This window comes from Streptomyces sp. DF42 (assembly GCF_058267695.1).
This window is the reverse complement of the sequence record NZ_CM177859.1, coordinates 3,385,428-3,406,662: the sequence shown is the minus strand read 5'-3', so window position 1 is coordinate 3,406,662 and position 21,235 is coordinate 3,385,428. Positions and strand designations below refer to the sequence as shown.

Below are 21,235 nucleotides of genomic sequence, written 5' to 3'. Positions count from 1 at the left end.
CGAGGGCATGACCGTGACGCCGGCGCCCGCGACGAGAGCGGCCGCGTCCCCGACCGTCGACGTCGCCGGACTCGTCCGCACCCGCGCCCACCACCCCGAGGCGATCGCCGAGGCCGCCGCCCGCCGCATCCGCCGGCCTCTGCTGAACGAGGGCGGCCGGCTGATGATCGTCGCCGCCGACCACCCGGCCCGCGGCGCGCTCGGCGTCGGCGACCGCAGACTCGCCATGGCCAACCGTGCCGACCTGCTCGAACGCCTCTGTCTAGCCCTCTCCCGCCCCGGCGTCGACGGTGTCCTCGCCACCGCCGACATCCTCGACGACCTGCTCCTCCTCGGCGCCCTCGACGGCAAGGTCGTCATGGGCTCGATGAACCGCGGAGGTCTCCAGGGCGCCCGCTTCGAACTCGACGACCGCTTCACCGGCCACCGCCCCGAGGACATCCAGCGCCTCGGCTTCGACGCCGGCAAGCTGCTCCTGCGCATCGACTACGACGACCCCGGCTCCCTCACCACGCTGGAGTCGACCGCCCGCGCCGTCGACGACATGGCGGCGCGCCGCCTTCCCGTCTTCGTGGAGCCGTTCATCAGCCGCCGTACCGACGAGGGCAGGCTGCGGAACGACCTGTCCGCCGAGGCCGTCACCAGGTCCATCGCGATCGCCTCGGGCCTCGGCGGCACCTCCGCCTACACCTGGCTCAAGCTCCCGGTCACCGAGAACCCCGACGACATGGCCGAGGTCATGGCGACGTCGACGCTGCCCGCCGTGCTGCTGGGCGGCGAGGTCGGCGGCTCCATCGAGGAACAAGCCGGCGCGTACGAGAAGTGGCGGGGCGCCCTCCGGCTCCCCACCGTGCGGGGCCTGGTGGTCGGGCGCTCGCTGCTGTACCCGGCGGACGGCGATGTGGCCGCCGCCGTGGACACCGCCGTAGGACTGTTGTGAGGGCCTGATGAACGTGGGCGAGCTGCACGTCGAGCGCGGCACCACCGCGAACGGCAACTATGTGCTGGACATCGACCCCAAAAGGGCCGGCTGGGAGTACAGCAGCCTGCGGGTCGTGGAGCTGGAGCCGGGTGGCACACACACCTTCACCACCGGTGACAGCGAATGGATCGTGCTTCCGCTGCAGGGCGCATGTACCGTGCGGACAGCCGACGACAAGACGGACCAAGAGTTCCAACTCCTGGGCAGGGAAAGCGTGTTCGCGTCGGTCTCCGACTTCGCGTACGTGCCCCTGGACGCCCGGGTCCAGATCGCCTCCGGCGCGGGAGGCCGCTTCGCCCTGGCAGGAGCGAAGTGCGAGCGACGACTCCCCGCCCGCTACGGCCCCGCGCCGGAGGTCCCCGTCGAAGAGCGTGGCAGCGGTGCCCGGTTGCGGTATGTCCGCAACGTCGCCTCGGCCGAGGGTTTCGACTGCGACAGGCTCATCGCCGTCGAGGTGATCACCCCTGGCGGCAACTGGTCCTCGTACCCGCCGCACAAGCACGACGAGCACCGGCCCGGCGTGGAAGCGGAGCTGGAGGAGATCTACTACTTCGAGATCGACGGCCCGAACGGTTTCGGCTATCAGCGCGTATCTCCCTCCCGTGAGGGCGGATCCGACGTCCTCGCCGAGGTCCGCTCCGGCGACGCCGTCCTCGTCCCCGACGGATGGCACGGCCCGTCCATCGCCCAGCCCGGCCACGACATGTACTACCTCAATGTCATGGCGGGGCCGGGTAGGACACGGGAGTGGCGGATCTGCTTCCATCCGCGGCACGTCGAAAGCACGGAGGGTTACCGATGACGTCCTCAACGACGAGGCTCACGGTCGCGCAGGCACTCGTCCGCTTCCTGTCGGCCCAGTACACCGAGCGCGACGGCGTGCGGCAGCGCCTGATCGGTGCGACCTGGGGCATCTTCGGCCACGGCAACGTGGCGGGAATCGGCCAGGCGCTCGTCGAGTACTCCGCCGACATGCCCTACCACCAGGGCCGCAACGAACAGGCCATGGTGCACGCGGCGGTCGGCTACGCCCGCCAGTCGAACCGCCTGTCCACGCACGCCGTGACGACCTCCATCGGCCCCGGCGCCACCAACCTCGTCACGGGCGCCGCCCTCGCCACCGTCAACCACCTGCCCGTTCTGCTCCTGCCCGGCGACGTCTTCGCCACCCGCCCCGCCGACCCGGTCCTCCAGCAGCTCGAAGTCCCGTACGCCGGCGATGTGTCGGTCAACGACAGCCTGCGCCCGGTGTCGAAGTACTTCGACCGGATCACGCGCCCGGAAGCCCTGATCCCGTCCGCCCTCAACGCCGTGCGTGTGCTCACCGACCCCGTCGAGACCGGCGCCGTGACGCTCGCTCTCCCCCAGGACGTCCAGGCCGAGGCGTACGACTGGCCGGACGAGTTCTTCGCCGAGCGCACCTGGGCCGTACGGCGTCCGGGTGCCGATCCGGCCGAACTCGCCGAGGCCGTACGGGTGATCAGGGCCGCGCGCAGGCCGCTCGTCGTCGCGGGCGGTGGCATCCACCACAGCCGCGCCGAGGAGGCTCTCGCCGAGTTCGCGGAGAGCACCGGCATACCGGTCGCCTCCACCCAGGCCGGCAAGGGCTCCCTGCGTTACGACCACCCGCAGGACGTCGGCGGGATCGGCCACACCGGCACGGCGACCGCGAACGAACTCGCCCGCACCGCCGACCTGGTGATCGGCGTCGGCACCCGCTACACCGACTTCACCACCGCCTCCGGCACCCTCTTCGCCGGCCAGGGCGTGCGCTTCCTCAACCTCAACATCGCGCCCTTCGACGGCCACAAGCTCGCCGGTCTGCCGCTGATCGCGGACGCCCGCAGCGGCCTGCAGGAACTGACGGCGGCCCTGGACACGCACGCGTACCGGGTCGCGTCCCCCTATGTCACCGAGTACACCGAGGACAAGGAGCGCTGGGAGCAGCGCGTCGACGCCTGCTACGAGGCCGACGAGCCGGACGTACGGCCGACGCAGCCGCAGGTGCTCGGCGCGCTGGACGCGATCGTCGACGAGACGGACGTGATCATCAACGCGGCCGGCTCCCTCCCCGGCGACCTGCACAAACTGTGGCGGGCGCGCTCGCGGGACCAGTACCACCTGGAGTACGGCTACTCCTGCATGGGCTACGAGATCCCGGCCTCCATCGGCGTGAAGATGGCCGCCCCGGACCGGCCCGTGTGGGCGCTGGTCGGCGACGGCACGTACCTGATGATGCCGACGGAGATCGTGACCGCCGTACAGGAAGGCATCGCGATAAAGGTGCTGCTCGTGCAGAACCACGGGTACGCGTCCATCGGCGGCCTGTCCGAGTCGGTGGGCGGCGAGCGGTTCGGCACGGCGTACCGCCACCGGTCCCCTGCCGACGGTTCCTACACAGGGGCGCCGCTGCCCGTGGATCTCGCCGCGAACGCCGCCAGCCTGGGCATGCGCGTCCTGCGGGCGAAGACCGTGGCCGATCTTCGGGAGGCGCTCGCCGAGGCCCGCGCCGCCGACACGCCCACATGTGTCTACGTCGAGACCGAAACGGCCGACACTGTGTCGGGCCCGCCGCCGGCGCAGGCCTGGTGGGATGTACCTGTGGCCGAGACCGCGACCCGACCGTCGGCGGTGAAGGCCCGAGAGCTGTACGAACGGCACGTCTCCACCCGACGCCGCCATCTGTGAAGGAGAAACCGGGCATGACGAAGATCGTCAACCACTGGATCGGCGGCAAGACCGTCGAAGGCGCCTCGGGTACGTACGGGCCGGTCACCGACCCTGCGACCGGCGCGGTCACCACGAACGTCGCCTTCGCGTCGGTCGACGAGGTCGACGCGGCGGTCGCCGCCGCCAAGGACGCGTATGCCACCTGGGGCCAGTCCTCGCTGGCCAAGCGCACGGAGATCCTCTTCCGGTTCCGGGCGCTGCTGGACGCCAACCGGGACGCGATCGCCGAGCTGATCACCGCCGAGCACGGCAAGGTGCACTCCGACGCGCTCGGGGAGGTGGCCCGCGGTCTGGAGATCGTCGACCTCGCCTGCGGCATCAACGTGCAGCTCAAGGGCGAGCTGTCCACGCAGGTCGCCAGCCGCGTCGACGTCTCCTCCATCCGCCAGCCGCTGGGCGTCGTCGCGGGCATCACGCCGTTCAACTTCCCGGCGATGGTCCCGATGTGGATGTTCCCGATGGCCATCGCGACCGGCAACACCTTCGTCCTGAAGCCGTCCGAGAAGGACCCGTCGGCGTCGATCAAGATCGCCGAACTGCTGGCCGAGGCCGGTCTGCCCGACGGTGTCTTCAACGTCGTGCACGGCGACAAGGTGGCCGTCGACCGTCTGCTGGAGCACCCGGACGTCAAGGCCGTCTCCTTCGTCGGCTCGACCCCGATCGCCCGCTACATCCACACCACCGCCGCCGCGAACCACAAGCGCGTGCAGGCCCTGGGCGGCGCCAAGAACCACATGCTGGTCCTGCCCGACGCCGACCTGGACGCGGCCGCCGACGCCGCCGTCTCGGCCGCCTACGGCTCCGCGGGCGAGCGCTGCATGGCCATCTCCGCGGTCGTGGCGGTCGGCTCCGTCGGCGACGAACTGGTGGAGAAGATCCGCGAGCGCGCCGAGAAGATCAAGATCGGTCCCGGCAACGACCCCACCTCCGAGATGGGCCCGCTCATCACCAGGGTCCACCGCGACAAGGTGGCGTCGTACGTCTCGGGCGCGGCGGCCGAGGGCGCCGAGGTCGTGCTCGACGGCACCGGCTACACGGTCGAGGGCTTCGAGGACGGCCACTGGATCGGCATCTCGCTGCTCGACAAGGTGCCCACGTCCGCGAAGGCCTACCAGGACGAGATCTTCGGCCCGGTGCTGTGCGTGCTGCGCGTGGACACGTACGACGAGGGCGTGGCGCTGATCAACAGCTCGCCGTTCGGCAACGGCACCGCGATCTTCACCCGGGACGGCGGCGCCGCCCGCCGCTTCCAGCTGGAGATCGAGGCCGGCATGGTCGGCGTGAACGTCCCGATCCCGGTCCCCGTCGGCTACCACTCCTTCGGCGGCTGGAAGGACAGCCTCTTCGGCGACCACCACATCTACGGCAACGACGGCACGCACTTCTACACCCGCGGCAAGGTCGTCACCACCCGCTGGCCCGACCCCGCCGACGCCCCCTCCGGCGTCGACCTGGGCTTCCCGCGCAACCACTGAGGCACAGCCACTGAGCCGCAGCCACTGAGGCCGTACGGTGCCCCGCCTCCCGGGGAAATCGGGAGGCGGGGCACCGCCATGCCCGGGCTCAGCACCCTCGACGGGTCCGGATCCCGGACGCCCTTACGTTTTTTCGTCGCGCTCCCTGCGATTCCCGTACGACTCAATGGCACGGAAGAACCTGACCAGAACGCCGTATTCAAGCGTCCAGCAGTCTTTGATCTACGAATTTCGTAGCCAAGTACCCATTGACGCGATGGTTTTCGTCGGGGTTCCATGCAGCACCATCACAGCCGCCGGAGGCATCCGCACGAGTCGATCGGAACCGCTGCATGACCGACACGCTCCGCCCTCTCGACACCGCCGTCCCCGAGGCGACGGACACCGGCCCCACACAGCTCAAGCGCTCCATCGGGGTCGTCGGCGGCACTCTTCTCACCCTCTCCTGCGTGACCCCCGCCTCCACGCTCTTCGTGGTCGTCCCGGACCTGTTCGGCTCGCTCGGCACCGCAACCGCCCTGACGATCGCCATCGGCTCCCTGCTCTGTATCGCCGTGGCGTTCTGCTACTCGGAGCTGGGCACCCTCATCCCCAGCGCGGGCGGCGAGTACGCGATGGTCTCGACGCTGGCCGGACGGCTCGCGGGCTGGCTCGTCTTCGTCCTCTCGCTCCTGGTCGTGATGATCGTGCCGCCGGTGATCGCGATGGGCACGGCGGACTACCTGGCACCGGTCGTGCATCTCGACCCGTCGCTCGCCGGCGCCGGCGTCATGCTGCTCGCCACCCTGGCCGGCCTGCTCGACCTGCGCGCCAACGCCTGGATCACCGGCATCTTCCTGGTCCTGGAGGTCATCGCGGCGGCCGTGGTGGCGGTCCTGGGCTTCGCGCACAGCGAGCGGGGCGCGGGCAGCCTGGTGTCCATGCAGGTGGCCGGTACCGGCGGCCACACGGACACCGTGACGGCGATGCTGGTCGTCTCCGGCCTGGCGATCGCCCTCTTCGTCACCCAGGGCTTCTCGACCGCCGTCTACCTCTCCGAGGAGCTGGAGCACCCGCGCCGCAACGTCGCCCGCACGGTCCTCGCCACCCTCGCCATCTCGACGGTGATCATCCTGGTCCCGGTGGTGGCGATCACCATGGGCGCCTCGGACCTCTCCACGCTGACCGGCGGCGACATCAGCTCCATGGTCACCGCCTGGTCCAACTCGGCGGTCGGCACCTTCGTGAGCCTCTGCGTGGCCCTCGCGATCATCAACGCCGGCATCGTGATGGTCATCCAGAACTCCCGCATCCTGTTCGCCTCGGCGCGCGACAAGGCATGGCCCGATCCGGTCAGCAACGTCTTCGCCAAGCTCGGCCGCTTCGGTTCCCCCTGGGTCGCCACCCTCGCGGTCGGCATCCCCGGCGCGGTGCTCTGCTTCGTGAACCTCGACACCCTGTACGGCGTCACGGGCGTCTCGGTGACCGGCATGTACCTCCTCGTCGCGATCGCCGCCCTCCTCTCCCGCCGCGGCTCCCACAAGCACACCCCGGCCTGGCGCATGCCCCTGTGGCCCACGATGCCGGTCCTGCTGATCGCGGTACTGGCGTACATCCTCAGCCAGCAGGAGACGAGCTACCTGCTCTGGACGGGCGGCATCACGGCAGCGGCCACCTTGTACTGGGCCTTCTACCTCCGCCCCCGCAGGGACACGCGGTGGCTGGTGTCGATCCCGGAGGACGCGCAGGCCTGAAGCCCCGGAGGGGCGAAAGCCTCCAGGGGCGCCGGGCTGTGTCGATTTGCGGCTCCGCCGCGCGGGCGCGACCAGCCACAGCGAACCCGCCCCTTGATCGCCCCGCAGGGGCGCACCAGGGGCGCGGGGAACTGCGCGACAAGCCACGACGCAGCCGCACCCGGCAGATCACAAAAGCGACCGAGCTCGTAGCCGTACAACAACCGCGGTACACGCTGATCGCCCGGTACTCCCCCGGGAGGGCGCCCCCCTCACCCCCGAGGCTGCTCCAACTGTCAGAGACGCCCCGTACCGTTGAGGCATGGATCTTCGAATGCCCCGCCTGCGAGGGCTGCTTCGGAGGCCCCGGCGCCTGCTGGCCGCCGGGGCCGCCGTCGTCGTGCTCGCCGGTGCCGGGACATGGACGGCCGTCGCCTCCGACGACGCACCCGCGGTGCACCGGAGCAACCGGGTCATAGCCGTGGACGGCGTCCGTATCGACACCTCGTTCTTCACGTCCGGCTCCAGCGGCGCCCGCCGCCCCGCCGTTCTCCTGGCCCACGGCTTCGGCGGGAGCAAGGACGACGTACGGCAGCAGGCGCAGGACCTGGCCAAGGACGGCTACGCGGTCCTGACCTGGTCGGCACGCGGATTCGGCAGGTCCACCGGCAAGATCGGACTGAACGACCCCAAGGGCGAGGTCGCCGACGTCTCCCAGCTGATCGACTGGCTGGCGAAGCAGCCCCAGGTCCAGCTCGACAAGCCCGGCGACCCGCGCGTGGGCGTCGCGGGCGCCTCGTACGGCGGCGCGATCTCGCTGCTCGCGGCGGGATACGACCACCGCGTGGACGCCATCGCCCCGGCGATCACGTACTGGAACCTGGCGGACGCCCTCTTCCCGAACGGCGTCTTCAAGAAGCTGTGGGCGGGCATCTTCGTCAACTCCGGCGGCGGATGCGACAAGTTCCGGACCGAGCTGTGCCGGATGTACCAGCGGGTCGCGGAGTCGGGCAGGCCGGACGCGCAGGCGCGTGAGCTGCTGACCGCCCGTTCCCCGTCCGCCGTCGCCGACCGCATCAAGGTGCCCACCCTCCTGCTGCAGGGCCAGACGGACTCCCTGTTCCCGCTCGGCCAGGCGGACGCGGCGGCGAAGGCCGTCCGGGCGAACGGAGCCCCCGTGGACGTCGACTGGATCGCGGGCGGGCACGACGGCGGCGACATGGAGACGAGCCGCGTCCAGACACGCGTGCGTACCTGGTTCGACCGCTACCTCAAGGGCGAGAAGGCCACGGACACGGGCCCGGCCTTCCGCGTCAGCCGCACCGGAGGAGTCGACGCCACGACCGGCTCTGCCCTGCTGCGAGGAGCGAGCGACGACACCTACCCGGGCCTGGAGAGCGGGCAGCGCTCCGTGCCGCTGAGGGGCACGCGGCAGACCTTCGACAACCCGGCCGGCGCCACCCCGCCCGCCGTCTCCGCCCTGCCGGGCCTCGGCGGCTCCGGCGGGCTGGCCCAGCTGTCCTCGCTGGGCGTCGGGGTGTCCCTGGACTTCCCCGGCCAGTACGCGCGGTTCGAGTCGGCGCCGATGTCCGGCCATGTGCGGATCACCGGATCGCCGACGGCCACCGTCCACGTCAAGTCCACCAGCGACGACGCCGTGCTGTTCGGGAAGGTGTACGACGTCTCTCCCGGCGGCGGGACGCCCGTGCTGCCCTCGCAGCTGGTGACCCCCCTCCGCGTCGAGGGCGCGAAGGCGGGCAAGGACGTGACGATCACGCTGCCGGCCGTCGACCACGAGATCGAGCAGGGCCACCGCCTGCGCCTGGTCCTCGCCTCCACCGACCTGGGCTACGCCTCCCCGGCCACCCCGGCGGCGTACACCGTCTTCCTCAAGGGCGACCTGTTGGTGCCGACGGCACCCGGCGTGACCACCGCTGCCGCCCCGCTGCCGTCCTGGGTGTGGTGGCTCCCGCTGGCCGGAGCGGTGATCGCCCTGGCCCTGCTGCTCAGCGGCCGCCGCCGCACGACCGCGGTGCCACCGGACCCGACGCTCACCGAAGTCCCCCTCCAGATCACGGACTTGAGCAAGCGGTACGCCAGGTCGACGGACCGTTACGCGGTACGGGAGCTGTCCTTCCGCGTGGCCAAGGGCCAGGTCCTGGGCCTCCTCGGGCCGAACGGCGCGGGCAAGACCACCACCCTGCGCATGCTGATGGGCCTGATCAAGCCGGACGACGGCGAGATCCGCGTCTTCGGGCACGCCATCCGCCCCGGCGCCCCGGTGCTGTCCCGGGTCGGCGCGTTCGTGGAGGGTGCCGGCTTCCTCCCGCACCTCTCGGGCCGCGAGAACCTGGAGCTGTACTGGCAGGCGACGGGCCGCCCGCCCGAGGACGCCCACCTGGAGGAGGCTTTGGAGATCGCGGGCCTCGGCGACGCGCTCGCCCGGGCCGTGCGCACCTACTCCCAGGGCATGCGCCAGCGCCTCGCCATCGCCCAGGCCATGCTCGGCCTCCCGGACCTGCTCATCCTCGACGAACCGACCAACGGCCTCGACCCGCCGCAGATCCGCGAGATGCGCGAGGTGCTGATCCGGTACGCGGCGGCCGGCCGCACGGTGATCGTCTCCAGCCACCTCCTGGCAGAGGTCGAGCAGTCCTGCACCCACCTGGTCGTCATGGACCGCGGCCGCCTCGTCCAGGCGGGCCCGGTCGGCGAGATCATCGGCGCCGGCGACACCCTGCTCGTCGGCCTGGCGGCGGACATCGCGGACGCGCTGATCGAGAAGGTGGCCGCACTGCCCGACGTCGAGTCGGCGGTACGGACGGACGGCGGCCTCCTGGTACGCCTGGCGCCCCAAAGGGACGCGGGGCCGCATCCATCAGCGGCACCGCCGTGGGGTGCGACCAGCCACGATGGTGCTGCAGACGGACAACGGCACACCGCGGCACTCCCCACGCCGCTCGCCGGTGACGACGCCGAACCGGGCACCCTCGCGACGGCCACCCGCGAGACCGACGGCAAGGAACCGGCCGCAGCCCCTGCTACGGGCTCGGCCGCCCGTCTCCTGGTCGAGCTGGTGCGCCTCGAAGTCCCGGTCACCTCGCTCGGCCCCCACCGCCGCCTGGAAGACGCCTTCCTCACCCTGATCGGAGGTTCCGCATGAGCACGCCGGCCGAGCACACCGAGCCCGTCCAGGCAGCCTCCGGTTACCGGCCCGGCCGCACCTTGCCCGTGCGGGTGGAGCTGGCCCGGCAGTTGAAGCGGCGCCGCACGCTGGTCATGGGCGGCATTCTCGCCGCCCTGCCGTTCGTGCTGCTCATCGCGTTCGCGATCGGCGGCACTCCGGACGGCCGCAACAACACGGTGACGTTGATGGACACGGCCACCGCCTCCGGGGCGAACTTCGCCGCCGTCAACCTCTTCGTCTCCGCGGGCTTCCTGCTCGTCATCCCGGTCGCCCTGTTCTGCGGGGACACGGTCGCCTCGGAGGCCGGCTGGTCCTCCCTGCGCTATCTGCTGGCCGCCCCCGTGCCGAGGGCGCGCCTGCTGTGGTCCAAGCTCGTCGTCGGACTGGGGCTGAGCCTGGCCGCGATGATCCTGCTGCCGGTGGTGGCGCTCGCCGTCGGCACGGCGGCGTACGGCTGGGGCCCGCTGCAGATCCCCACCGGCGGGTCGCTGGACTCGGGGACGGCGGCCCAGCGCCTGCTGGTGGTCGTGGCGTTCATCTTCGTGTCCCAACTGGTCACCGCGGGCCTGGCGTTCTGGCTGTCGACGAAGACCGACGCGCCCCTGGGCGCGGTCGGCGGCGCGGTCGGCCTCACCATCGTCGGCAATGTCCTGGACGCCGTGACCGCCCTCGGACACTGGCGCGACTTCCTGCCCGCGCACTGGCAGTTCGCCTGGGCGGACGCCGTCCGGCCGAACCTCGAATGGTCCGGCATGATCCAGGGCACGGCGATTTCCATAACGTACGCGCTCGTGCTGTTTGCCCTGGCCTTCCGCGGTTTCGCCCGCAAGGACGTGGTGTCCTAGGTCAACGGAGGATCACCCACCGGTCTCGACCGGCCATGATCGTGGCCGTCTTGAGACCCATCCGCAACACCCCGTGCCGCACGTTCCGGCCCCCCGCGCCGTCACAGTCACAGACGTCGACGTCAACGCACCGAGGGGGCACGGAAGATGGAGTGGTACCGAACACCACGGCCGGGCACATCACAGCGCCGCACACGACGGCTGCGCGCCGGCCTTCTCGCACTCACGGCGGCGAGCGGCCTGCTGCTCACGGCCTGCGGCGCGGGCGGCGGCTCCGACAGCAGCAACAAGGCCTCGGACGGCTCAGCCAGGACCGGCTTCCCTGCGCCGGCCGCCCCGACGGCCGGTGAGAACAAGGGCGAGGAGTCGTTCGAGAGCCCGTCCCCGTCCCCCGACCACCTCTCCACCTTCGCCCTCGACGTGGACACGGCCTCGTACGGCTACGCCCGCCGCACCCTCGCCGAGGGTCGGCGCCCCGACCCCTCGACCATCCGCCCCGAGGAGTTCGTCAACAGCTTCCGCCAGGACTACGACCGCCCCGACGGCAACGGCTTCACGGTCACCGTCGACGGCGCCCGCACCGACCGCGAGAACTGGTCGCTGGTCCGCGTCGGCCTGGCGACCCGCCCCGCCCACCAGTCCGGCGAACGCCCGCCCGCCGCCCTCACCTTCGTCATCGACATCTCCGGCTCGATGTCCGAGCCCGGCCGTCTCGACCTCGCCCAGCAGTCCCTCGACACGATGACGGACCGGCTGCGCGACGACGACTCGGTCGCCATCGTCACCTTCAGCGACAAGGCCGAGACGGTCCTGCCGATGACCCGTCTGGGCAGCCACCGGGGCAGGATCCACGACGCGATCGACAGCCTGGAGCCGACCTACTCCACCAACCTCGGCGCGGGCGTCGAGACCGGCTACGCCACCGCCGTCGAGGGCCGCCGCGAGAACGCCACCAACCGTGTCGTCCTCATCTCGGACGCCCTCGCCAACGACGGTGACACGGACCCCGACTCCATCCTCGACCGCATCTCCACGGCCCGCCGCGAGTACGGCATCACCCTCTTCGGCGTCGGCGTCGGCAGCGACTACGGCGACGCCCTGATGGAGCGCCTCGCCGACAAGGGCGACGGCCACACCGTGTACGTGTCGCGGGAGGACGATGCCCGCAAGGTCTTCTGCGACCAGCTCCCGCAGAACATCGACCTGACCGCCCGTGACGCCAAGGCCCAGGTCGCCTTCGATCCCGGGACGGTCGCCGAGTTCCGTCTCGTCGGCTACGACGACCGCCGGGTCGCCGACGACGACTTCCGCAACGACCGCGTCGACGGCGGCGAGATCGGCCCCGGCCACACCGTCACCGCCCTGTACGCCGTGCGCACCAAGCCCGGCGCCGACGGCCACCTCGCCACGGCGACCGTCCGCTGGCTCGACCCCGACACCCGCGACCCGCACGAGCAGTCGGGTGAACTGGAGACCGGAGCCCTCCACGACTCCCTCTGGGGCGCGAGCCCCCGCTTCCAGGTCACCGCCGTGGCCGCCTACTTCGCCGACTCCCTGCGGCAGGGCGACCACCGCTGGCGCCGCCTCCCCGGCGACCCGGGCCTGGGTGAACTCGGCGACCGCGCCCACGAGTTGGCGCGGAAGACCGAGGACAAGGACGTGCGGCAGCTCGCCGACGCGATCGAACAGGCCGACCGCGGCCGGGACTAGAACACCGGTCCCGACATCGCCGGCCCCATTGGCCTTTCCTTGCCTGTGGGTAAGTCGACCTCCCGGCCAGAGCCGGCCGGGGAGCCGGCATGGGCGTGACGCAAGGATCCGCGAAGGGCGAAACGCCGTGCCGACCAGGCCGTTCGCGCCAGTGTCGAAGTCATCAGGGACGAGGTCGGCGTCGTGCGTGAGGCCCGCATGGCGCCCCTCGCCCCACGTCTCACGACCGGCAGCACCACCGACCTCCCGTACACCAACGCGGCCGAGGCTCCCGACGCCGTGGTCCTGCGCCGTACGGGAGCCCCGGGTGCGCGCCGACGTCCAGCGGGCCGTGGACCACGCCAACGGGGCGTTCTCCCGGGCCGGGTCGATCCGCCCCTTCACTCCTCTCGAAGAAGAGTCACGGAGGACAACGGACTGCTCACTCCGTCGTTGAAAATCAAGCGGCATGCGGTGACGACGGCGTACTCGAAGGAGATGGAGGCGCTGTGCGGCGGCGAGCCGCCTGTCCGGAATGATAGATTTAAGTGATATATGACTATATGTCACTTAGTGGAGCTGCGGTGAAGGAGGACGAGTGGCCCCTCATCGCCGCCGTTCCGCCCTCGTGCGACTGGCGCTCGTGACCGCGGGACTCCTCTCGGCGGCCCTGTTCGCCTGCTCGCCGACCCCCTCCCCGGTGGACGACGCACGGCATCCCGACCCGCCGCACCCGCCGCTCGTGCTGCCGACCGCACCGGGCCCCACCCCCTCGCCCCCGGACGGCGGCCCTCCCGCGGGAGCGGACGAACAGCGGGACGCCTTCGGTGCCTTCCTCGACTCCGAACCCGAAGGCCTCGCACTCCTGAAGAGGTTCAGCGGCTGGCTGGACGGCACCGAACTGCGCGTCGGGCACACGTATCTGCCGGGGGACGTGTGGAGCAACATCGAGGGCGGTAACGGCTTCCTCGACAGGTGGGCCGAGTGGCGGCGGGCCGAGAAGGACCGGATGTTCGTGCTCAACGTGCCCCTGATGGAACACAACGAGGCGGAGATCTCCGACACGGCCGTCAGAAGGCTCCTGCGACACGCCGCGGCAGGCGCGTTCGACGAGCACTTCCGGGTGCTGGCGCAGCGACTGGTCGACCTGGGCGCGACGGACACGGTCCTCGTGCTCGGCTGGGAGATGAACGGCACCACGTACACCCACCGCTGCGCCCCCGATCCGGAGGACTGGAAGGAGTACTGGAGGCGCATCGTCACCGTCATGCGCTCGGTCCCGGGCCAGAAGTTCCAGTTCGACTTCGCCCCGAACAGGGGCGCGGACGCGATTCCGTGGCCGGAGTGCTATCCCGGCGACGACGTCGTCGACATCGTCGGCATGGACTCCTACGACCAGCCGCACGGAATGTCGTTCGACGAGGAGGTGTCCGAGCCCTACGGACTGCAGTTCCACGTCGACTTCGCGCAGGCTCACGGCAAGCCGATCTCGTATCCCGAGTGGGGTCTGTTCCGCAACGGCGACAACCCCACGTACATGCTGCGCATGCTCGCCTGGATGGAGCAGCACAAGCCGCTGTACAACACGATCACGGACTACTGCCCGCACGGGGTATGGCAGTGCGCCACCAACCCCCGGTCCTCGGCCCTGTACCGCGAGGTGCTGTCCAGCGCCCCCGTGCCACTGCCGACACCGGAACCGTCGGTCCCGGCCCCGATGCCGATCCCGGCCGCGCCCACGCCGCCCGCCGTGCCGCCACTGCCGCCGAAGCAACCGACGCCGCCGGCCACGCCCGCCCGGCCGCCCGAGTGCACGCCGGCCGGCGCGGCGAACGGGGCGGCGCAACCGGCGGACACTCGCCACGCCGGCTGCGCACACTGAGGGGACCGCTGGACCGCTACCCGTGATCCTGTGCCGCGGCCTTCCTGCGCAGGACCTTCTTGGCCCCGTGCCGGGCCCCGGAGTGGCAGGCGCTGGCCGCCAGCAGCGGCACCGTGCGCCGGCCGGCCAGCAGGAAGCGCTGGTTGTGGACCGTCTCGGGGCACCAGCGGTACTTGTACGGCTCGTCGCCGCGCAGCAGGCTCAGGATGCCGCCCTCACGACCGGCCGCGACCTCGCTGGACGCGCGCAGCAGCATCGTCGCCACGTCCAGCTTGCTCTCCCGCAGCCGCGGGTGGAAACCGTACAGGTACTCGCCGGTCAGCCCTCCCGACAGCAGCAGCAGATTGACCGCGACCACCGTGTCCTCGTACAGGAACTCCGTCACCGCGGCCTGCCCGGAGCGGGCCATCGGGCCCACCGACCGCACCAGGTGCTCCAGAAACCGCGGCCGGATGTGCTCGGGCGTCACCTTCTTGTCCTGCCACTGCAGTTGGTGCAGTTCGAGCATCCGGCGCAGCGCGGTCTCGGTCTCGTCGTGGTTCACGACACGCCACTCGACACCGAGCCGGCCCAGCCTGTTGACCTTGTTGCGCACCCGCTGGGCGCGCGCCGTCGGCAGCCGTTTGACCAGCTCGGTCATGGGCAGCGCGGGCAGCTCCAGGCAGGTCGAGTCGCGCAGCCGGCAGCGCGGCCCCTGCCAGTGCCGGTAGATCTGTTCCACGGCGCTGCCCGGCCGGACGTCCCGGAAGTCGATCAGAGCGGTACGGGCCGCGTCGGACAGCGCGTCCGCCAGGACCAGGCTGCCCTCCTCGGTCACCTCCGCGTCGAGGAGCACGTCACGGAAGTCGGAGATGGCGCCGCCGATGGGCACCAGCTTGGGCAGTGGGCGCCGCACGCGCATCAGCGGTGCGGCGCCCACCAGTTCACCGCCCCGGCGGACCAGGAAGAGCCGCAGTCCGTCGGGCGTGCCGTACGACAGCCACCACGAGTGCAGCCAGGCATGGGTCTGGAACGGTGTCGCCGACGGGCAGGACGCGTGCAGCCGTCCCCACTCCTCGGCCAGCGCGGCGAAGGTCCGCTCGTCGGTGCACAGCTCCACCGCCAGGGCGCGGCCGGGCGCGGTCATCCGAGCGTCCCGTGGGCGTCCGCGGCGTGGGTCGGGGCGGGTACGGTCGCCTGGCCGGGACCGTCGTCGTCCTGTGTCGTCCGCCGCGGCCGTGCCAGCAGCGCGAGGCCGCCCAGCAGCCCGCCGGCGCTCCCGCCCACGAGCGAGGTCAGCTGCCACGACGGGGACGACGGCTCGGTGGGCCGCAGAGCCCGGGACAGCCGCTCCAGCCGGATGCCCGTGCCGGCCTTGGCATGGTCCGCCTGGGTGACCAGCGCGCCGGACACGGCGTTGGCGATGTCGACGGCCTGGGCAGGGCTCGACGAGGTCGCCGAGACCGCGACCATCGGCGCGTCCGGCGAGGTCGCGACCTGCACGCTCTCGCGCAGCCGCGCGACCGGCACGCCCGCCGTCACCTGCGCGTCCCCGAGCACCGCGAGCTGCGGGGCGACCCTCCCGTACGCCTGCGCGAAGCCGAGCGCGTCGGCGCAGTCGACGTCGGACCGGCCGGCCGCCACGGCGACGACGGAGCTGGTCGCCGTGTACTGCGGCGGCTTCACCACTCCGTACGCGCCGCCGGCCACGGCACCGAGCAGCGCGCCGGCCGGCAGCAGCCACCAGGAGGGCAGCCGCCTCACACGTCGGCGCGAACGGCCTGACAGCCGGTCACGCCGAGGGGGGGTGTCGGTCATGGAGAACTCACTTCCAGGGTCGAGCCGTTCAGAGCGGCCGTGTACACATCCATCAACTGCCGGGCGCTGCACGCGATGTCGTAGCGGCGCACGGCTTCCGGGGCGGTCCGCTCACCCGGTCCAGCGGTCCGCAGCCGCAGCAGCTCCCGTACGTACGCCCCGGCGCCGCCGGTGACGCGCAGGGCGCCGGGTGCCGCGTCCGGCGGCAGGTCGTCGACAGCGGGGCAGCTCGCGTACAGCACGGGCAGCCCGGCCGCCAGCGCCTCCACCACGGCCAGCCCGAAGGCCTCCTCCGCCGACGGTGAGACGAGCACGTCCATCGCGGACAGCAGGTCGGCCAGGCCGGGGGCGGCGTCGCCGGGCTCCGGCACGTACGGCCGCTCGCCCGTCAGCACCACCCGGTCCGCGATCCCCAGCCCCCGGACGGTCTGCCGCAGCGCCGCCTCCTCGGGCCCGCCGCCGACCAGCAGCAGCCGTACGTCGCCGGGCAGCCGGGACAGCGCGCGCAGCAGCAGGTCGAAGCGCTTGCCCGGGGCGAGGCGGCCCACCCCTCCGACGACGTACGCGTCCTCCGGCAGCCCGTAGTGGTTCCGGGCCTCCTTGCGGCCCACCTCGTCGAAACGGAAACGGTGCGCGTCGATGCCGTTCGGGATGACGCGGATACGCGGCCCGGGCACCCCCCAGTGCCGCAGCCGCTCGGCCACCGCCGGTGAGACGGCGACGGTGGCACGGCCGAGGCGCTCGCCGGCCAGGTACAGCGCGCGGACGCCCGCGGTCAGCGGCCGCCCCTCCAGCCGGGTCTCACCGATCGAGTGCTCCGTGGCCACGACCGCCCGCACGCCCGCGAGCCGCGCCGCGATCCGGCCGTAGAGACAGGCCCGGTACAGATGGGTGTGTACGACGTCGTAGCCGCCGGCGCCGATCAGCCGGGTCAGACGGGGCAGCGCGCCCAGGTCGCGGTTGCCGCCCATCCCGAGGTGGGTGACCCGGACGCCGTCGGCGGCCAGGCCCTCGGCGACCGGGCCGGGGTTGGTCAGGGCCACCACGTCGCACTGCGCGGGAAGGTGACGCAGCAACAGGCGCAGTTGCTGTTCCGCTCCACCGACGCCGAGGCCGGTGATGACGTGCAGGGCCCTCACGCGGCCCCCACAGCGCGGCCGTAGACCCGGGCCAGTCGTCTCTTCAGCTCAAGGCGGGGCGCGGTGTCGCTCTGCCCGACGTGGATGCGGGGCAGCGCGAAGTCGCCGCAGCCAGCCGGGCCGGGCCAGATGGAGCAGGCGTAGCGGTAGCCGGCCGAGCGCACCGCGGCGGCGGCGCGCTCGTCGATGTACCCGTACGGGTAGCAGAAGCCCTCGATGTCGACGCCGGTGATCCCGGCGAGCCGGTGCCGGCTGTCGTCGACCTCGGTGTGCAGCTCCTGGTCCGTGGCCTTGGTCAGATCGACATGGGTCAGTCCGTGCGAGGCGACCTCCATGCCCGCGGCCAGGACCCGGCGGATGCCGTCCACGTCGAGCAGCGGCTTGCGCGGCCCCTGCGGCTCCCAGCCGTTGTCGCCGCCGAGGCGCCCGGGCAGCACGAACACGGTCGCGGTGAATCCCCAGCGGTGCAGCACGGGCAGCGCGGTGCTCGCGAAGTCGGCGAACCCGTCGTCGAAGGTGAGCCCCACCAGGCCGCGCTCCGCGCCGCGGGCGCGGGCCGCGAGCAGCTCCCGCATGCTCACCCCGCGCAGGCCGCGCGCGGACATCCAGGCGAACTGCCGGTCGAGCCGTGCGGGAGTGACGGTGACGTTGTAGGGATCGTCCGGGCAGTCCGACACGGAGTGGTACATGGCGACCCAGGCGGCCGGGCCCCGCGCCGCGAGTCTTCGCGCGGGCGGTCCGGGGACGGGTTCGGCCGTAGGCGATGCAGCGGAGACGTCAGCGACCATGGTCCAGCTTTCGTGTGACGGAGTGACGGAGGAACTGCACGGCGGGAAGCACGAGGGACCGGGCGTTCGCTGCGTCGAGGATCCAGGCCAGCAGCAGGAAGACGACGGTCACGCCGGTGCAGCAGGCGGCCACGGAGGCCGCGGGCGAGGCGAACAGCCCCGCGCACAGGAGCCCGGCCGCGGTGGCGCACACGGCCGCGCACACCGGTCGGGCCAGTTCGGTGAGCACCCGGCGCACGCGCACGGGTACGCTGCCCGGCCCCAGGCCGTGCAGCAGGAGCAGAGCGGTGACGGTGATGCCGGCCGCGTTGGCGGCGGCGATGCCGCACGCCCCCCATGGGCCGACGGCCAGGGCACCGATGCTGACGGTGGCGAGAGCGCCCACGCCCATCGACCCCAGCGGGAACCAGGTGGCACGGCCGCCCGCGAAGTACGACCGTGCGAGCGCCCCGACCAGGGTCTGCCCGAGCAGCCCGGTCGCGTACACCCGCATCACGGCGGCGGTGGCGGCGGTGTCCTGCGCCGTGAACGCCCCGCGCTGGAAGAGGAGTTCGACGATCTGCGGCGCTCCGGCGACGACCACCGCGGTGCCGAGCAGCACGAGGCCGGCCATCAGCGCCACGTCCCGCTCGACCCGGTCCCGGGCCCGCCTCGTATCACCCTCGGCGACGGCCTGCGCCACCACCGGGAAGGTGACGACGCACACCATCGTGGACAGCGACATCGGCAACTGGGCGATCTTCTGGGCGTAGTTGAGGTGCGAGATGGCGCCGGCGGGCAGCGTGGAGGCGAGGTAGCGCTCGATGAGGACCTGCGACTGCCGGCACAGGGCGAACAGCAGGACCGCGCAGACGAGGGCGGGCGCGAGGGGACGGCCGCCGTCGCCGTCGTAGGCGAAGGCGTCGCGGCCGGGCCGCCGGGCGATGCGCCGGCCCAGGGACGGAGCCTGTACGGCGACCATGAGGCACCCCCCGAGGGCGACCCCGAGCGCGGCGGAGCGCACGCCCCAGTGCTCACCCAGGACGAACATCGTGGCGATGATCGCGACGTTGTAGGCGATGTAGATCGCGCCGGGGGCGAGATAGGAGCGGTGGGCCCGCAGCGCCGCGCTGCAGTACCCGGCCAGCCCGAAGCTCAGTACGCAGGTCGCGGTCAGCCGTGTGCAGGAGACGGCCAGGGACGGGTCGGACAGACCGGGCGCGAGGGCGGAGACCAGCAGCGGCGCCCCGGCCACCAGGACCGCGGCCGTGGCGGCGAAGGCGAGGCACAGCCGGGGCAACGAGGCGGCGACCAGGGCGCGCACCGGCTCGGAAGTGCCCTTCCCGAGCGCCCGCCGGGCCAGCGCCGCGCTGAACGCGGGCACGAGCACGAACGCCAGGCCGTCCTCGATCAGCAGGGTCGCCGCGAGTTCGGGCACCGTCCAGGCCACCAGGAACGCGTCGGTCTCCGCGCCGGCACCGAAAAGGTGCGCGAGCGCCTGGTCCCGTCCGAGGCCGAGGACCGCCCCGGCGATGGACAGCGCGGCGGAGAGCAGCGTCGCCCGGGCGAGGAAGCGGCGCGAGGGCGAGCCGCCCGCCGGCCGGCCGGCCGGTCGCGCCGCACTCGCCGGGCGGGCGCGGTGGATGCCGGTCGCGTGGCGAGTGGCGCCCGCCGTCCTCGCGGGGCCGGGCCTCACCGCGTGCCCGATTCGGCGCCCGGGCCGGTCGGTGCCCCGTCTGCCAGCGACCACCAGGCGACGAGGCCGAAGCAGACGGCCGTCAGCGTGGTGGAGGGTCCGCCGATGTCGGCGTAGAGGAAGTTCACGAGCTGCCACAGCAGCAGACCGAGGGCCGCGAGCGCGCAGTCCCGGGCGCGTCCCGCCCGCCGCAGCCCGCGCAGCGCGCAGACCAGCAGCGCCAGCCAGCTGCCCGCCACCGTGAGCAGACCCAGCAGGCCCTGCTCGCTGAGGAGCAGCAGGTACATGTTGTGCGGGGAGAGCAGCGGCTGGCGCCGGTAGGCCTGGCCCGCTCCTCCGGTGTCGCTGCCCGACGACAGCGCGAGCGAGGCATGGGCGTCTCGGTAGGCGGGGAAGGCTTTCAGGCCGACGCCCGTCACCGGATGCTCGTGCCACATGTCGGTGGCCGCCGCCCACATCGTGTAGCGGTCTACGACCGACTGGTCCGGGGTGTCGGTGACCTGGGTGATGCTGGTCAGCCGCTCCTGCAGCGCCGCGGCGCCCACGCCGAGCCCGCCCACCAGCACCACCGCGACCGCGACCGCCGCCGCGAACACCGTCACCGCCCGACGTACCCCGGCCAGCAGCAGCTGCGTCCCGCAGGCCACGGCCGTGGCGATCCAGGCACCCCGGCTGAAGGACAGCGCCAGCGGCACGAGCAGCGCCAGCGCACAGCCGGCCGCCACGAGCTGACGGCGCCGCGCACGCGCCCCGAGGGCGAGACCGGTCAGGGCCACCACTCCGCACGCGACGACACTCGCCATCCCCATCACGTCGGACGGCCCGAACGTGCCCACCGCCCGGATGTCCGCCCCCTGGTACGAGGCCCCGGTTCCGGTGAGGAACTGGTGCACCCCGACGGCCCCCTGCCACAGCGCGAGGCCGGCCAGCGACCACAGCACCAGCCGGGCGTCGCGCCGGTCGCGCACCAGCAGCACCACCGCGAGCGGGAACAGCACGAACACCTGCAGGTAGCGGGCAAGGCCGGTGATCCCGTCGCCGGGCGTCACCGCCCCGGTCGCGGCGACCGCGATGCCCACCACGGGCAGACCGAGCACGACCGCCGCCGTCCGCGTCAGCGGTCGCCGCACCTCTCGTACGGTGGTCACGGCGGCCCAGAGCACGACCAGCCCGCAGGCCAGGTCGGCGGGCGAGGCACCGCTGTCCGGCGCTCCCGGCAGTCCCAGCAGGGCGATCACCGCCACGACGGGCAGCACGGGAGCCGCCCGGCGCAGGGCCGACAGCGCCGCCGGCCGCGGTACGAGCGGTACGGAGGCCGCCGAGGGAGAGCTCAC

Annotated in this window: 15 protein-coding genes and 1 pseudogene; 10 read left to right on the top strand and 6 right to left on the bottom strand. The window is 72.3% G+C overall.

From position 1 onward, the window contains the following. Window positions 1–7: 7 nt before the first annotated feature. The 10 genes and pseudogenes from ACYUED_RS15445 to ACYUED_RS15400 all read left to right on the top strand — a co-directional run bounded on the left by ACYUED_RS15445 (window position 8) and on the right by ACYUED_RS15400 (window position 14,502). Window positions 8–940, top strand: coding sequence for a Cgl0159 family (beta/alpha)8-fold protein (locus tag ACYUED_RS15445; protein WP_491294268.1), 933 nt, complete (start codon window positions 8–10; stop codon window positions 938–940). Between the two features lie 7 nt (window positions 941–947). Continuing rightward, window positions 948–1,784 carry a 5-deoxy-glucuronate isomerase gene (iolB, locus tag ACYUED_RS15440; protein WP_491292864.1) on the top strand — a complete coding sequence of 279 codons (837 nt, stop codon included), beginning with the start codon at window positions 948–950 and terminating at the stop codon, window positions 1,782–1,784. Further along, window positions 1,781–3,670, top strand: a complete 1,890-nt coding sequence (gene iolD / locus ACYUED_RS15435) for a 3D-(3,5/4)-trihydroxycyclohexane-1,2-dione acylhydrolase (decyclizing) (RefSeq protein ID WP_491292863.1) — start codon at window positions 1,781–1,783, stop codon at window positions 3,668–3,670. The genes iolB and iolD overlap by 4 nt, the downstream gene beginning before the upstream one ends. A gap of 14 nt (window positions 3,671–3,684) precedes the next feature. Then, complete coding sequence (gene mmsA, locus ACYUED_RS15430; RefSeq protein ID WP_491292862.1) at window positions 3,685–5,187, top strand: CoA-acylating methylmalonate-semialdehyde dehydrogenase; 1,503 nt, start codon at window positions 3,685–3,687, stop codon at window positions 5,185–5,187. 332 nt (window positions 5,188–5,519) lie between these two features. Beyond that, entirely contained in the window at window positions 5,520–6,920 is a 1,401-nt protein-coding gene (locus tag ACYUED_RS15425; RefSeq protein WP_491292861.1) for an APC family permease, read from the top strand. 301 nt (window positions 6,921–7,221) lie between these two features. After that, the gene (locus tag ACYUED_RS15420; RefSeq protein ID WP_491292860.1) at window positions 7,222–10,062 is read left to right on the top strand and encodes a CocE/NonD family hydrolase; all 2,841 of its coding nucleotides are present in this window, start codon (window positions 7,222–7,224) and stop codon (window positions 10,060–10,062) included. After that, window positions 10,059–10,931, top strand: coding sequence for an ABC transporter permease (locus tag ACYUED_RS15415; protein WP_491292859.1), 873 nt, complete (start codon window positions 10,059–10,061; stop codon window positions 10,929–10,931). The genes ACYUED_RS15420 and ACYUED_RS15415 overlap by 4 nt, the downstream gene beginning before the upstream one ends. A 147-nt stretch (window positions 10,932–11,078) precedes the next feature. Then, window positions 11,079–12,641, top strand: coding sequence for a vWA domain-containing protein (locus tag ACYUED_RS15410; RefSeq protein WP_491292858.1), 1,563 nt, complete (start codon window positions 11,079–11,081; stop codon window positions 12,639–12,641). Between the two features lie 99 nt (window positions 12,642–12,740). Then, window positions 12,741–12,956 (top strand): annotated as a pseudogene (locus ACYUED_RS15405) (long-chain fatty acid--CoA ligase); the annotation flags it as partial. A 262-nt stretch (window positions 12,957–13,218) separates the two neighbouring features. After that, the gene (locus ACYUED_RS15400; protein ID WP_491292857.1) at window positions 13,219–14,502 is read left to right on the top strand and encodes a glycoside hydrolase family 26 protein; all 1,284 of its coding nucleotides are present in this window, start codon (window positions 13,219–13,221) and stop codon (window positions 14,500–14,502) included. A 16-nt stretch (window positions 14,503–14,518) separates the two neighbouring features. Here ACYUED_RS15400 and ACYUED_RS15395 read toward each other — a convergent pair whose 3' ends face one another. Genes ACYUED_RS15395 through ACYUED_RS15370 form a run of 6 tightly spaced genes read right to left on the bottom strand, consistent with a single transcriptional unit; the run spans window position 14,519 to window position 21,235 of the window. Beyond that, the gene (locus ACYUED_RS15395; protein ID WP_491292856.1) at window positions 14,519–15,628 is read right to left on the bottom strand and encodes a GNAT family N-acetyltransferase; all 1,110 of its coding nucleotides are present in this window, start codon (window positions 15,626–15,628) and stop codon (window positions 14,519–14,521) included. Next, on the bottom strand, window positions 15,625–16,299 hold the full coding sequence (locus ACYUED_RS15390) for a YveK family protein (RefSeq protein ID WP_491292854.1): 675 nt from the start codon (window positions 16,297–16,299) through the stop codon (window positions 15,625–15,627). The genes ACYUED_RS15395 and ACYUED_RS15390 overlap by 4 nt, the downstream gene beginning before the upstream one ends. Further along, window positions 16,296–17,438, bottom strand: a complete 1,143-nt coding sequence (locus tag ACYUED_RS15385; protein ID WP_491292853.1) for a glycosyltransferase — start codon at window positions 17,436–17,438, stop codon at window positions 16,296–16,298. The genes ACYUED_RS15390 and ACYUED_RS15385 overlap by 4 nt, the downstream gene beginning before the upstream one ends. Beyond that, a complete protein-coding gene (locus ACYUED_RS15380; protein WP_491292852.1) occupies window positions 17,435–18,226 on the bottom strand; it encodes a polysaccharide deacetylase family protein in 792 nt (263 codons plus the stop codon). Before ACYUED_RS15380 ends, ACYUED_RS15385 begins: the two co-directional genes overlap by 4 nt. Further along, the gene (gene murJ, locus ACYUED_RS15375; RefSeq protein WP_491292851.1) at window positions 18,216–19,901 is read right to left on the bottom strand and encodes a murein biosynthesis integral membrane protein MurJ; all 1,686 of its coding nucleotides are present in this window, start codon (window positions 19,899–19,901) and stop codon (window positions 18,216–18,218) included. Before murJ ends, ACYUED_RS15380 begins: the two co-directional genes overlap by 11 nt. Further along, a complete protein-coding gene (locus ACYUED_RS15370; protein WP_491292850.1) occupies window positions 19,898–21,235 on the bottom strand; it encodes an O-antigen ligase family protein in 1,338 nt (445 codons plus the stop codon). The genes murJ and ACYUED_RS15370 overlap by 4 nt, the downstream gene beginning before the upstream one ends.